At 44.4% G+C, this 13,309-nt stretch carries 12 protein-coding genes; all 12 read right to left on the bottom strand.

Annotated features, from left to right (window positions below; genetic code table 11):
• Nucleotides 1-89: 89 nt before the first annotated feature.
• On the bottom strand, nucleotides 90-989 hold the full coding sequence (locus HUE98_RS16975) for an SDR family oxidoreductase (protein ID WP_241421769.1): 900 nt from the start codon (nucleotides 987-989) through the stop codon (nucleotides 90-92).
• Nucleotides 990-1,170: 181 nt separating this feature from the next.
• A complete protein-coding gene (locus HUE98_RS16980) occupies nucleotides 1,171-1,620 on the bottom strand; it encodes a dTDP-4-dehydrorhamnose 3,5-epimerase family protein (protein ID WP_241421770.1) in 450 nt (149 codons plus the stop codon).
• Entirely contained in the window at nucleotides 1,613-2,707 is a 1,095-nt protein-coding gene (gene rfbG, locus HUE98_RS16985; RefSeq protein ID WP_241421771.1) for a CDP-glucose 4,6-dehydratase, read from the bottom strand. The genes HUE98_RS16980 and rfbG overlap by 8 nt, the downstream gene beginning before the upstream one ends.
• Nucleotides 2,689-3,474: a glucose-1-phosphate cytidylyltransferase gene (gene rfbF / locus HUE98_RS16990; RefSeq protein ID WP_241421772.1), complete on the bottom strand. Its 786-nt coding sequence runs from the start codon at nucleotides 3,472-3,474 to the stop codon at nucleotides 2,689-2,691. The genes rfbG and rfbF overlap by 19 nt, the downstream gene beginning before the upstream one ends.
• Before the next feature lie 71 nt (nucleotides 3,475-3,545).
• The gene (locus tag HUE98_RS16995; protein ID WP_241421773.1) at nucleotides 3,546-4,970 is read right to left on the bottom strand and encodes a mannose-1-phosphate guanylyltransferase/mannose-6-phosphate isomerase; all 1,425 of its coding nucleotides are present in this window, start codon (nucleotides 4,968-4,970) and stop codon (nucleotides 3,546-3,548) included.
• A 17-nt stretch (nucleotides 4,971-4,987) separates the two neighbouring features.
• Entirely contained in the window at nucleotides 4,988-6,022 is a 1,035-nt protein-coding gene (locus HUE98_RS17000) for a glycosyltransferase family 2 protein (protein ID WP_241421774.1), read from the bottom strand.
• On the bottom strand, nucleotides 6,019-7,215 hold the full coding sequence (locus HUE98_RS17005) for a CgeB family protein (RefSeq protein ID WP_241421775.1): 1,197 nt from the start codon (nucleotides 7,213-7,215) through the stop codon (nucleotides 6,019-6,021). The genes HUE98_RS17000 and HUE98_RS17005 overlap by 4 nt, the downstream gene beginning before the upstream one ends.
• A gap of 51 nt (nucleotides 7,216-7,266) precedes the next feature.
• Nucleotides 7,267-8,532, bottom strand: a complete 1,266-nt coding sequence (locus HUE98_RS17010) for an ABC transporter ATP-binding protein (RefSeq protein ID WP_241421776.1) — start codon at nucleotides 8,530-8,532, stop codon at nucleotides 7,267-7,269.
• A gap of 82 nt (nucleotides 8,533-8,614) precedes the next feature.
• Nucleotides 8,615-9,451 (bottom strand): ABC transporter permease, encoded by an 837-nt coding sequence (locus HUE98_RS17015; protein ID WP_241421777.1) that lies wholly within the window; start codon nucleotides 9,449-9,451, stop codon nucleotides 8,615-8,617.
• A gap of 47 nt (nucleotides 9,452-9,498) precedes the next feature.
• Nucleotides 9,499-10,647 (bottom strand): GumC family protein, encoded by a 1,149-nt coding sequence (locus HUE98_RS17020; RefSeq protein ID WP_241421778.1) that lies wholly within the window; start codon nucleotides 10,645-10,647, stop codon nucleotides 9,499-9,501.
• Between the two features lie 140 nt (nucleotides 10,648-10,787).
• A complete protein-coding gene (locus HUE98_RS17025) occupies nucleotides 10,788-11,792 on the bottom strand; it encodes a hypothetical protein (RefSeq protein WP_241421779.1) in 1,005 nt (334 codons plus the stop codon).
• Nucleotides 11,793-11,828: 36 nt separating this feature from the next.
• A complete protein-coding gene (locus tag HUE98_RS17030; RefSeq protein WP_241421780.1) occupies nucleotides 11,829-13,286 on the bottom strand; it encodes an MBOAT family O-acyltransferase in 1,458 nt (485 codons plus the stop codon).
• Nucleotides 13,287-13,309 lie beyond the last annotated feature (23 nt).

Consider the following 13,309-nt stretch of genomic DNA (forward strand, 5'->3'; position numbering starts at 1 on the left):
TATATCACCTGCTTTTCTGCCTTTGCAAAACCCTGGAATTACCCATAGGAAGCGATAAGGCTTTATTCTACTGTTTACTCTTCTGTTAGTTATTCGTTATGATTCTCTATCTGAACCTTCATTTTTTGAAGTCCCTGGCGAAATCCCTTAAGCACCGTAGTACAAGTGCTGTTAAATTTCTTTGTATCCAAAGAAAGGGTCATGGGGCGGGGTACCAGGTCAGGTGGAGGAACTTTTATTTCTTCCACCAGCCGGGGATTTAACCCCAGTATATTGCAGGCCTCCAGAGCCCATTCATGCCTGTTTACATAATCTGGGCCCACCACGTGAAAAACTCCCCGGGCGTTCAAATCCGATAACTCTATCATAGCTGCCGCCAGATCTCCTCCAAAGGTGGGATTACCCCAAAGAAAAGAGGGAGCTTTAAAGGCCTTCTCCTGCTGCAGGGTGCGGTACAGGCTCATCATATAGTTGGGCGTAACCGTTTGGGGATCCCAACCATATACGTTAGTAGTTCTAACGATGACATGTAGGGGAACATTTTCCCGTATCCACAGTTCCGCCTCTAATTTTAACTCTCCATAGATATTTAATGGTTGGGGAGGGTCATCCTCCCGGGCGGGGCGATCCATGTCCGGAAAAACATAATCCGATGAAATAAAGACCAGACGGGTTCCAAGAGCAGCACAGGCTCCTCCCAGGTTCTGTATAGAGCCCACATGAAAAAGCTTTGCCTTTTCTAGATTGTCTTCGCAAAAATTAACTCCCCCCGCCAAATTGGAACAGAAATAAATTACCTCAGGTTTCAGCTCCTCTAGAGCTGCGGTAACTTGAGGAAAGTCAGTAATATCCAGCGGACGTAAGTTCTCGGCAGGCCTTTTGTTGTAAAAACCAACCCATTCCGTGCCCCGGGACTCTAACTGATCTGCCACCTGCCGGCCGATCAGGCCGTTGGCCCCGATTATTAGGGATTTAGCTGTTTGGTTCATTTTCTCACCCCTTTTTTGATTTCTTTAGATAGACCATTGAGCATATCACCGGGTAGGCACTTGAAACCTTGACGCCTTTAAAACGACATCGGATTTCTTAAAACAGCCTATCCTTTTTTGAGCTTGTCTCGAGAAAGTGGAACTCTCTTGGCAGCTTTCAAGTGCTTGGCCCTTGGCACGCTTATTGGTGTTTGATATCCCAGTTATAGGGAATGCTGGCGTCAAAGGGGTCCAGACGGTCAATCTCCTCAGGGTCATGGGGAATGGAGGAGCAGTTGGCTACAACGGCCATTTCTGTGCCGATACCCTTAAATCCGTTCCACACCAGAGGGGGAATGGTTACCAGGCAGTAGTTGTCGGGACCTAAGAAAATTTCCTGAAGTTCTCCTCGGGTTGCGCTGTCCTCTCGGTTGTCATATAGTACCAGTTTTATATTTCCGGTGGGCACGGCATAGTTCAGGGTCATAAGTTTGTGAATATGCCATCCTTTAATAGCCCCGGGATATACGCAGGAAAAATATATTTCACCAAACTGTTCAAAGTTGTCGCTGTCACAGCGAAACATGTGCATTACTTTTCCCCGCTCATCTAAAAACTGTTTTAGCGGTGTAATTACTACTCCTTCAATCATGATTGCTTTCCAACTCCTTCATATATTCTTGGATCTGTCCCCGGGTTATGGTTAGGGCCGGTTGGCCCTGCCCCACTTCTTTATACCACAAAGCTGTCCTCTCTACGGTACGGTCAAAATCCCATCGGGGGCTCCAACCCATTTCCTGCCGGGCTTTATCACAGTTCAGCTGCAGAAGCCCCGCTTCGTGGGGTGCCCCTTGTTGTGCCTGAACCTGGATTTTTCCTTCTCCCCAACATTTCAAAATTCTTTCTGCCAGGTCAGATACGCTTCGCAGGGACTCTGCCTGGGGGCCAAAGTTCCAGGAACCGGCGTAACCCTTTGAGTTTTCATGCAGCCTGGTCGCCAGGAACAGGTACCCACCCAGGGGTTCCAGCACATGCTGCCAGGGCCGGGTGGATCCGGGGTTTCGCAGAACTACAGGTTGTTTTTCCTGAAGAGCTCTGATACAGTCTGGAACGATACGGTCCTGGGCCCAGTCACCGCCGCCAATTACATTTCCACTTCGCACGCTGGCCGCCCCCAACCGGTCATTAGTATTGAAAAAACAAGCCAGATATGACTGAAATACTATCTCCGCCGCCGCTTTGGAGGCGCTGTAGGGGTCGTGCCCCCCCAGTTCATCGTTCTCCCGGTAGCCCCATATCCATTCCTGATTTTTATAACACTTATCCGAGGTCACATAGATTAAGGTTCGTATCGAAGGCACCTGTCGGCAGGCCTCCAAAATATTTACAGAACCGGCTATATTGGTATCAAAGGTTAGTTTGGGCTCTTCATAGGAGAGCCTTACCAGGGGCTGGGCCGCCAGGTGAAACAGGAACTCCGGCTGAAACTCTTCCACGGTGTTGATAAAACATGATAAATCCCGGATATCCCCCTCCACGGAGTGAATAATATTATCCAGCCCCAGCAGGTTGAAATGGTCCTGTTCTCTTTCAGGAGGCAGGGCATAACCGGTTACCTCTGCCCCCAGCATATGAAGCCATAAACTGAGCCATGAACCTTTGAATCCGGTGTGGCCGGTTACCAAAACTCGTTTATCCCTGAACAGGGACAGTCCTTCTTTTAGCGCCAAAGCACCCATGGAGCTTCTCCTTTTTCATAAGTATCGTTTAACAGCTTATAGTCCCGAAAGGTATCCATAGGCTGCCAAAAACCGTCATGTTCAAAAACCATCATCTGTCCCTCCCGCACCAGCTGCCGGATGGGATCTATTTCAAACACCAGGTCTTCCCGATCCGGAAGGTAGGAAAAAATCTCAGAACGGCAGACAAAAAATCCTCCGGATATCCGGCCGCCACTGGCCTGGGGTTTTTCATTAAATTCAGTAACCTGGCCATTAGCATCGCAGTTCAGTTCACCAAATCTTCCCGGAGGCCGCACCCCGGTGACGGTGAGAATTTTTCCATGGGAGAGATGAAAATCTACTAATTTTTCTAAATCAACATCCCCCACCCCGTCCCCATAAGTTAACATAAAGTTATCCTCTCCGGAAAGATATTTCTGGATACGCTTCACCCGGGCTCCAGTCATGGCATTGGTGCCGGTTTCCGCCAGGGTAACTTTCCAATCCAGTTCACAGGTGCCGTCAAGATACTGGATATCTTTTTGGCCTGAAAGATCAATGGTAAAATCACTATTGTGAATCTTATAATTTAGGAAATAGTCCTTAATAACGCTGCCCTTATAGCCCAGGCAGAGCAAAAAATCATTATGTCCAAAGTGAGCATAATACTTCATTATATGCCAAAGGATAGGATACCCTCCGATGGGAATCATGGGTTTAGGAATGTTGTCCGCAACATCCCGTATTCGGGTTCCATAACCACCGCACAGTATTGCTAATTTCAATGTTAGCGCCTCCCTGGTGAACAACTTTTTTTAGGCTCTGCAGCCTTCTTCCAAAAAATCAATTGGTCCCGCTATACTTCACGGCCATAATCGTCATCTATCCTTACGATATCATCTTCCCCTAAATAGCTCCCACATTGGGCTTCAATGATTTCCAGGGGGATGGTCCCGGGGTTTTCCAGGCGGTGAAGGGTAGATTTGGCAATATATGAAGATTCATTCTCATGAACAAATATTTCCGTAGAACCATTGGTTATTTTGGCAGTCCCCTGAACCACGATCCAGTGTTCGCTGCGGTGATAGTGCATCTGCAGGCTGAGCTTCTGTTTAGGGTTCACGATAATCTTCTTTATTTTATACCCCGGCCCCTCCTGAATCACCGTGTAACTGCCCCAGGGCCTTTCCACCGTCTGATGCTCTATATGGACCCGGCTGTTCTGCTCTTTTAGCCTGTCCACCACCTCCCTGATCCTCTGGGTCTGGTCCAGGGGACAGACCATTAAGGCATCGGGAGTATCTATGACCGCCATGTTTTCTATGCCAATGGTGGCAATGAGCCTTTCTTTTCCGTAAATCAAACAGCCCTGGGTATCAATTGCGATGTTTTTCCCGCTGGCTACATTGCCCTGCTCATCTTTCTCACTTACCTCATATAAACTCTGCCAGCTGCCCACATCATTCCAGCCAAAGGAGGCCGGCACCATAAAGGACCGTTTAGTATGCTCCATCACTGCATAATCGATGGATTGTGTTTTAGTCTGCCGGTAGGCGTTTTTAACCTGTTCCGGATTAAAGGGGTCCTGTTGACAAAAGGGAGCGCAAATATCCGGGCACCGTTCCATGGCTTCCTGAAGCAGTGTCCCTACGTGAAAAACAAACATCCCGCTGTTCCAGTAATAAGAACCGTCTTTTAGAAACTTTTCTGCAGTAACCGCATCGGGTTTCTCCACAAAACCCTCTACCGGAATAACTTCTTCTGAAGAGTCCCCGTTCACTTTTATGTAGCCGTAACCTGTTTCCGGATGGGTAGGAGGAATGCCAAAGGTGACCAGGCTCCCCTCCCCGGCTTTATCTATTCCCTTTTTTAAGGATTCAATATATTTATCTTCCATGGTAATCAAATGGTCGGAGGGTAAAACCAGCAGCCTGGTATCCTCCCCATATAATCTCCGGCAGCGTTCAGCCGCCCAGAATATGGCAGGGGCAGTATTTTTGCCTTCCGGCTCCAACATCACCTCTATGTACTGTTCTATTGGAGAGGAGGGAAATTCCTTCTGAAGGTTCTCCACCTGCTTCTGCACCTGGTGGTAGAAGCCCTCTCCTGTAATAATCCACTGCCCCCAGGGGGGGATCAGGGGAAAGAGGCGTCTGCAGGTTTCCTGGAGCAGTGTCCGGTTCCCCGTTAAGGCTAACAGCTGCTTGGGCATAGACTGCCGGCTCAAGGGCCATAAGCGGGTGCCGGAACCTCCGGCCAATATTAATGCAATGGTTTCCATAATGCCCCACCTTTCTTTTACATCCCGGTGATTGTTTTCTTTTTCAACAGGCACCTTAGCCCAAACCTGGCTTTTTTAGAAAAGGGCAGATGGTTTGTGCTGCTGAAGGGTGATTTACTGTATATATGCCAGACCCGGGGGCCCAAACCGGCAGCAGTATTGCAGAGGTAAAACCAACGTTCCTCCAACACCGCCATCAAGGCTTTCTCTGGATATATTTTCTTGAGTTGATTTGCAGTTTTTATTCTCTGCAGCCATTGTTCTGCTTTTATCAACATTTCTTGACTGACGGGCCTTTTCAGGCTTCTGAAGTCCATGTGCATGGATAAATCCTCTTCCCCGTTGTAGACCCCCAGTTCCAGCAGGCTTTCCCGGGCGATCAGTCGTAATACTTCCCAAAGATGTTCTTGATTGGCATGGCTGCCGCTGGTGGGCAGTATGCGGTATTTAAGCAGCACCTCCGGAATATTGGTCAAAGGAAATAGTTTACTGCATTTCTGCCATAGGGCATAATCCTCTGCCGGATACAGTGCAGGATTATAATAAAGCTTATGCTTCTTAAATAATGAACTGCGCATGATTACCGAGGGATGGGTTATGTAAAAATTTCCAAACAACAGCCCGGCTTTTATAAGGTCAGGGTCCTGCTGAAATCTTTTAATCTCCCCAGGGGTTTCCCCCATTGTCTCCACCCAGGTGCCGCAGACCCCCACTTTTGGATTGGAATCCATGAAGGCAGCCTGTTTGTCCAGACGCTGGGGAAGGCTGATATCATCACAATCCATTCTCACAACATATTCACCTTCCGCCAGGTCAAGTCCTCTGTTTAATGAACCGGCCAGGCCTAAATTTTTTTCATTATGCACCAGTCGAATCCGGGGATCGTTGTATGAATCAACAATCTCCGGAGTCTTGTCTGTGGAGCCATTATTTAAAATCAGAAATTGAAAATCCTGAAAGGTCTGTTCCAAAATACTCTCCACGGCTTCCGCAAGAAACTCTTCCCCGTTATATACAGACATTAATACGGTTACCTTAGGGACTTTACTCATTTCAGGCCCATCTCCTTAAAAGCGGCTTGAAATCTCTTCTGCCAGGTATGGTCCCGACGGCACCTTTCAACCCCTGCTCTGCGGATTTTCTCCCGCTTTTCATCATGTTTCAAATAGTAGTGTATTTTCTCCGCCAAATCCTCTAAGTTATGATAGCAGACGATTTCTTCTCCCACCTTGAAAAACTCCTCCAGCTCCTCCATATATTCCACCAGGTAAAACCCTCCGCTCATGGGAACTTCAAAATCCCGTAAACGGATCTGAAGGATGCGCTCACCGGTGGTATGGGTGCTGCCGCAGGTGGAAAAGCCCAGATTAATTTTAGAGCGGCTGTACATCTGTATCATTTCCAGGTCTGATAGAGGGCCTCCCAACAGGTGAGAGGGGAGATCCACCGGGATTACCGAACAGTGGGGAGAACCATCTCCATCACTGTCTTGAACTGCGCTTTTACTTTTGATTCGTTCCGCCGCTATTTTCCAGCCCTCCCGGGTCATCAAGCGGCAGCCTATGTTCACCGCCCGCTTAAGAGTGCTGGGCCGATTAGCCTGTCGGTATTCCGGAGAAAAATCCTGCCAGCCGTATCCCCATACCCGGATATCTATCCCCTGGTCCAGAAGATATTTTATGAAATGGGAACGGTCCCCGTACGCTTGCCCTACAAAGGTGACATCAAATTCCGCCGGCAGGTCATAGGGCTTATATACGTTGGGATTGGCCGCTTCCTGGCAGTATATGGGATTAGCCCCCAGAGCCCGGTAATCCTCCAAACGGAATTTTTCTGTAACCAGGCACCAGTCATAGTGGGGTGATATTTCCTGCACCAGATACAGCTGATAGGAGGCATTGCAAAAAAAGTTAACAGTCTTTATGCCCAAACTTTTTATCTCCTCCACCGCCTCCGGCAGTATACAGGCATCATAAAAATAGCTGAAGAATAAATCTACAGGTTTTTCTTCGTGGGCCGCCCTGATCTGTTTTACCAGTTCTTCCGTCACCCGGGGACGGTTTTTTTTAATAAACTCCAAATGTTTAGGGTTTTTAGTATCTAAATACTGAAAAGTTTCCCTCAGGTCATACTGAAATTCCACCACATCATGTCCCAGGTCCGTTAGGGACAGATAAAGATTGCTCCGCCACAGGTCAGACTGAACCAGGGTGGGCCTGGTATCGGAAGCATAAAATATTCGCATGGTTCAACCCTCTTTTAATAAATTTTATAAAAGCTAGTTTTTCTATTCTCGTTAAAGGGACTCATCCAATTTCCATTGGGACCTGCAGTATATGAGTCCGTCGTTTCTCATAAAATAGTTGGACTTACCGTTATCTAAAATTTCTATTTGAGCCACCGGAGTAGGGATATGATAATAAATCTTTGCCCCGGAATAAATTCCGATATAGAGATTGTAATAACCTGCCCGTAAGCTGTGATCAATAGAAGCAGTAATCTGGTATCTGTTATTTTCCTCCAGGTCAAAAGCACAGTTTTCATTTTCATTTCTTACATTGACCACCTGAATATAGTCCATGGTTAAGAATCCGAAGGAGACAGATACGTTAGAAAGCTTTTTATGGGATTTAAAATTAATCCTCAGTTTAACCGGCTCATCCCACCAGACGGCAAAAAAATTCTCTACAGGATTTAGTATTTCTATTGACTCAACTTCTATTTCGCTGCCAAAGGTATTTTGAAATTGAGTCATGTCAACCACTGCACCATGACTCACATAATCAGACAGATAAGAGAGAACCGTTGATTCGGTATCGCCTATTCCCTTCACCTTTCCTTTTTCCAACAGAACAGCCCTGCTGCACAGCTGTTTAATCAGGCTCATATTGTGACTGACAAAAAGCACCGTCCTTCCCTCTTTGCCCACGTCCTCCATCTTGCCCAGACATTTTTTTTGGAACTGGGCATCCCCCACCGCCAGCACCTCATCCACGATTAATATTTCTGGTTCCAGGTGAGAGGCTACGGAGAAGGCAAGGCGCACATGCATTCCTGAGGAATAACGTTTTACTGGTGTATCCAAAAACTGTTCCACTTGAGCAAACTCTACTATTTCATCAAACTTATTTGATATTTCACTCTTGTGCATACCTAATATAGCACCGTTTAAGTATATATTTTCCCTGCCGGTTAGTTCGGGGTGAAAGCCGGTACCCACCTCCAGCAGGCTGGCAATACGGCCCCTTACCTTTACTCTGCCGCTGGTAGGCTCAGTGATTCTACTTAATACCTTCAATAGAGTTGTTTTTCCCGCTCCATTTTTACCGATAATCCCAATACGATCCCCTGGATTAATATCCAGAGTTATATCACTTAAAGCCCAAAATTCCTCCCGGGTGGGGTCCGTTTCTTTTTTTCCCTGGAAAGGACTTTTTAATTTTTTGACCACTTTCCTGGCTGTGTCAGCCATAACATCCCGCAGCGTTGAATAAGGTTCCTGCTGTTGATGCCTGATCAGGTATTTTTTGCTCAAATTTTCAATCTGAATAACCGGGTCCATTTTCTCACACCTTCTTATTTTGCGCTTATATAAGGCTTATAATAGAGATTTTTATTAATTCCAGAGCAGCATATTTTGTTACCTATATTACATCTGCAAAGATACGTTCCATACGGACGAAATGCCATATGCCGGTAATAAATATCAACAGGGCCAAAGCAATGGACAGCAATAATCCTGGCCAGTATAACTGAACATCCCCTCCCAATATGGCCCAGCGGAAGCCGTCAATAACCCCTACCAGAGGGTTCATAGAATATAGGAGCCGATACTGCTCAGGCACCACACTGCTGCTGAAGCCCACGGGGGAAATATATAAGCCAAACTGCACCACAAAGGGAACAATATAACGAAAGTCCCTGTATTTTACGTTAAGGGCTCCAAACCAAATGCTGAAACCATATGCTGTAATTATACCCAACAGCAGAAAAAGTGGTAAGGTAATAATTCTCCAGTCAGGCACAAATCTATACCATATCATTAGCACTACCAGTATAGCAAAGGATATAAAAAAATCCACCAGGTTTACCACAACAGAACTGGTCGGTAGTATCAGGCGCGGCATGTAAATCTTGGAAATCAAGTTAACATTTGCAATTAAAGAATTGCTGCTTTCGTTTAAAGAATTTGCAAAAAAATTCCATGGCAGCATAGCTGCATACACCATCACCGGATAAGGGGCTGTTCCCTCCGATGGAAGTCCCGCCAGGCCACCGAATATAACGGTAAAAACCACCATGGTCAGCACCGGCCTGATAATGGCCCAGGCTACGCCAATGGCAGTCTGCTTGTAACGAACCAGGATATCCCTCCAGGCCATAAAATAGAAAAGTTCTCGGAAAACCCACAGGTCCCGCCAATACTGTTTAGTCATACGTCCCGGCTCGATTATAGTTTCAGGTATATGTTCTTGATTCATCAATTTCTCCTTAAATGATATGTTGGTTAAGTTAGCAAGCTTGTGCACTACCTGGCAGTTGAAGAATAATCCATGCCTTTAGGTTCCTTATTCCAATATTCTTTGAAAAGAACAACCACCGAGCCAATCATCAACCCGGCTGCCAATCCCATTAAGAGATTCAACCTTACATTGGGTCCGTCTGGTTGACTGGGTACATAGGCCCGGGAAACTACTGAAACTACCAGATTTCCGGCGTTATTCAATTCAGAGATATAGCTGGCATTATACTTATCAGATATCTCCTGCAGAGCATTCTTGCGAACTTCTAATAATCTGTGCAGGTTATCATAAGTTATGCTTTTCCCAGCCAGATCCAGCTGCAGCTCCCTGATTTCTTCTTCCAACTGGGAGATAGATTCTTTCAACATAGAAATCTCTCCCTCTGAGGAAGCAATGTTAATATTGGCATATAATAATGCCTCTCGAACATCAGAACTTAGGTTAAGGGTTTCCAGGTATTCTTTTTCTTCCCGGTTTTTCCTCAGTCTTATTTCTGCATCAATTTCTTGACTCTTTAGAGCCGCTAATTTATTTAAATAATTGGGAATCAAAGCATCCAGTTCCAGAACACTGGGGGTTTGTTTCATAAAAGCCTCCAGATCCTTCAGAGCCTCATTCACCATTTTTTCCGCGGTTTTCTTTTGTTGCAATAATTCTTTATTGGCCACCTCAAAAATCAGTTTGACCTCCCAATCCTTTAAAGAATCTACCAACTTATCAGAAAGAGCATTGATAATGGCTGCCCCTGTTTCAGGATCCGACTCTTTCATGGTAATCCCATAGAGCCTCTCGTCACTCAAACGGTTCATATCAACGGACTGGCTGATACTTTTAGGAGAATACTTTTTGGTGTCTAGATTAAGGTCCTCAATTACCTCTTCCAGTAAGGGATAGCTTTTTAAAGTCCCCCGAAAAGTTTCCAATTCCAGATTGGTATGTACCACAAAGTCATCATAAAGCTGCATATAATCCTTACTGTATTCATAAGGCTGGAAATCTATATACATCAATGAACCCACGGTATAATAAGGTTTAACAATAATAATGCTGTATACAGCGCTGATTAAAAAAACAATTAAAGTAATTTTAACAACCGTACCTTTTCCTCTTAACAAGGTCTGCAATAATTCTTTCAGGCTGATTTCTTCTTTCATGTTTCCTCACCATCCCTTAATATGTACTGTTCTATTCTCTGATTCAACAAATTTTTAGGTAATCCTGCTTTCTCTATCAAGGATATTCCATTCTTTCACAGTCTTACTGCGTTGGTTAAAGTGTTGCGGTGCAGCAGGGGTTACGCTGCTGTCATCATACCCACAATATCTATTTCTTTCATCATCTGTATTAGCTTCTTAGTATTTTTAGTCATTCCCCCCTGGTGCATATGCTGATCATGATCGTAAAATAGATGAATATCAAACATAAAATCCCATGGTGTTCCTATAACTTTTATATAGTTTTCCATAAAATACTGCTCCAAAAACTCGAAATAAGCCAGGTAGGCCTCCTGTTCATAATCATCAAATTTAACCATGGAGGCATAGGTCACAAACAAGAGAATTCCATTTTCCTTACACCAATAGTTAAAATCCTTTAGCTTTTTTAAACTCAGGGTTTCTTTAAGGTTAGGTACAGGAAAAGGAGAGGCTTTTTTCAATAAGTTCCCTGTATGATTGGTCTGGTCCCCATGCTGATTTAAATCACTGCTGCTGTAATTCCCTTCATCCATAACCATTTCTATAGGGGATAATATCCCTAAGGTTCTATCAATAATATAATTTAAAGGGTTATTTTGAAAACTGAAATTCACCCGGTCCAGGTAGGAAATCCGCCCTGCCTTATCCGGTTCATAGAGATTATAATAATCAAAGGCCAGCTTTGTGCTTTTCTGATTAGTTGAAAAATGGGTGATCTGCAGGGGCAAAATAATTACATCACCTTCATTTAATAATGGTTTTGATTCCTCAATAAAAAAATGCATGCCCAGATCCCAGTGAATAGCCAGGTTATAGGTGGGAACCCCCAAAGCCTCAGTGATATCTTCAGTGCGCACATTAAATAAAGTATTACTGCCGCCGTTAAAGATAATCTTTGGGCCCTCAACCTTTAATATAAGGTCTTCTTTTATTTCTTTACAATTATTGATCCAGTAGAGAACTTCCACCCCTTCAGAGGGAGGGGGAGGGGAAATAAATACCACCTGAAATATAAAGGCTGATATGTACACAAGAATTAACAGTAAGGAGGTTAAAAGATATTTTTTATATTTACTAACTTCCATCCCTTTTTCAGTCTGCATATTTATAATCCCTCTAATCCAATTCTTATAAATTTGTTAAAAATTAAAGTATAAAAACTCTGCGGTATGAACGCTGGCATACATAGTAATAAGTGCGATAAATACCATCAAAGAAAAATGCACGGACCTCTGCCAGGTGGGCTTAAACTGACGGGTTAATTCTACAGAGTTTTTCATGAAAAAAACCAACAGAATAAAAATGGTGACCATCAACATGCCCCTGTACAGGCCTACTTCCCGCATGGCGGGCTGTGAAAACTGGACTCCCAGGGTGGATAAAAATGACAGCCTGGAGGCCAGCAAATCCGGCAGTATGAACCCGTTGATTCCAAACATTGCCTTCAGCACTTTTACTGCATCCTGCCACTGTTCAGCTCGAAAGAAAACCCAGGCAACATTTACAAAGTTAAAGGTTATAATTCTTCCCCACAGGTTATTTCCCTTTCTATTTAAGGTTGTCCAACCCCTATGAACAATCAAGGCCAGGCCGTGAAGAAATCCCCAAAACACAAAGGTCCAACCGGCACCATGCCAGAAACCGCCCAACACAAAAACAATCATAATATTAATCATGGTTCTTCTCTTACCTCTTTTGTTTCCTCCCAGGGGGATATACAAATAATTCATCAAGAAACGGCTCAGGGTGATATGCCATCTTCGCCAAAAATCCTGAATGTTCACTGCTTTGTAAGGAGAGTTAAAATTTATAGGCAGGCGAATATTCAAAAGCAGAGCCGCGCCAATGGCCATATCGGTATAACCACTGAAATCATAATACAGCTGAAAGGTATAGGAAAGGGAGGTTACCCATCCATCTAAAAAAGTCAAACTGTTAGCCTGATCAAAACCAAAGTTGGCCCAGGTGGCAAAATTGTCTGCGATGACCACTTTTTTAAAAAGCCCCATGGCAAAGATATATAGCCCCCGGGTAATATTTTCATAGTTAACCGCTTTATTCTTGGGGTCTTGAAATTGAGGAATCATTTCTTTATGCTGAACAATAGGGCCGGCAATAAGCTGAGGAAAAAAACATACAAATAAAGAATAATGTAACAGGCTGTACTCTTTTGTTTCCCCTCGATAAACATCCACCAGATAAGCAATCTGTTGAAACGTAAAAAAGCTGATAGCCAGGGGCAGCAGCAAATTAAGCATGGGAACATTAACTGCAAACAGTGCATTCACATTGGAAATGAAAAAGCCTGTATATTTAAAATAACCCAAAAGTAACAGGTTAAAGGTAACCCCCAGCGCCAAAAGCCCTCGGCAGTACCCTGCCGCCCTCCTTTTCAAGGCAGTGCTTACAGTGTAATTTACTATAATAGAGACTAAAATTAGAGGTAGATAATTAATATTCCACCAGCTGTAGAAAAACAGGGAACATACAAGAAGCCAGCATTTAGCAGCCACAATATTTATTTTATTTACCAAAAAATAAATAATTACCACCACAGGAAGAAAACAGAACAAATATTCAAAAGAATTAAATAACATTTTTTACCGCCTTTTTAAAATAA

It is taken from the genome of Candidatus Contubernalis alkalaceticus (assembly GCF_022558445.1).
In the GTDB taxonomy this organism is placed as follows: domain Bacteria; phylum Bacillota; class Dethiobacteria; order SKNC01; family SKNC01; genus Contubernalis; species Contubernalis alkaliaceticus.

Excerpts from the sequence above, each read along its gene's own strand:
- HUE98_RS16975 (WP_241421769.1), bottom strand. The coding sequence starts at position 989 with ATGAACCAAACAGCTAAATCCCTAATAATCGGGGCCAACGGCCTGATC.
- HUE98_RS16980 (WP_241421770.1), bottom strand. The coding sequence starts at position 1,620 with ATGATTGAAGGAGTAGTAATTACACCGCTAAAACAGTTTTTAGATGAG.
- rfbG (WP_241421771.1), bottom strand. The coding sequence starts at position 2,707 with ATGGGTGCTTTGGCGCTAAAAGAAGGACTGTCCCTGTTCAGGGATAAA.
- HUE98_RS16995 (WP_241421773.1), bottom strand. The coding sequence starts at position 4,970 with ATGGAAACCATTGCATTAATATTGGCCGGAGGTTCCGGCACCCGCTTA.
- HUE98_RS17000 (WP_241421774.1), bottom strand. The coding sequence starts at position 6,022 with ATGAGTAAAGTCCCTAAGGTAACCGTATTAATGTCTGTATATAACGGG.
- HUE98_RS17005 (WP_241421775.1), bottom strand. The coding sequence starts at position 7,215 with ATGCGAATATTTTATGCTTCCGATACCAGGCCCACCCTGGTTCAGTCT.
- HUE98_RS17010 (WP_241421776.1), bottom strand. The coding sequence starts at position 8,532 with ATGGACCCGGTTATTCAGATTGAAAATTTGAGCAAAAAATACCTGATC.
- HUE98_RS17015 (WP_241421777.1), bottom strand. The coding sequence starts at position 9,451 with ATGAATCAAGAACATATACCTGAAACTATAATCGAGCCGGGACGTATG.
- HUE98_RS17020 (WP_241421778.1), bottom strand. The coding sequence starts at position 10,647 with ATGAAAGAAGAAATCAGCCTGAAAGAATTATTGCAGACCTTGTTAAGA.
- HUE98_RS17025 (WP_241421779.1), bottom strand. The coding sequence starts at position 11,792 with ATGCAGACTGAAAAAGGGATGGAAGTTAGTAAATATAAAAAATATCTT.
- HUE98_RS17030 (WP_241421780.1), bottom strand. The coding sequence starts at position 13,286 with ATGTTATTTAATTCTTTTGAATATTTGTTCTGTTTTCTTCCTGTGGTG.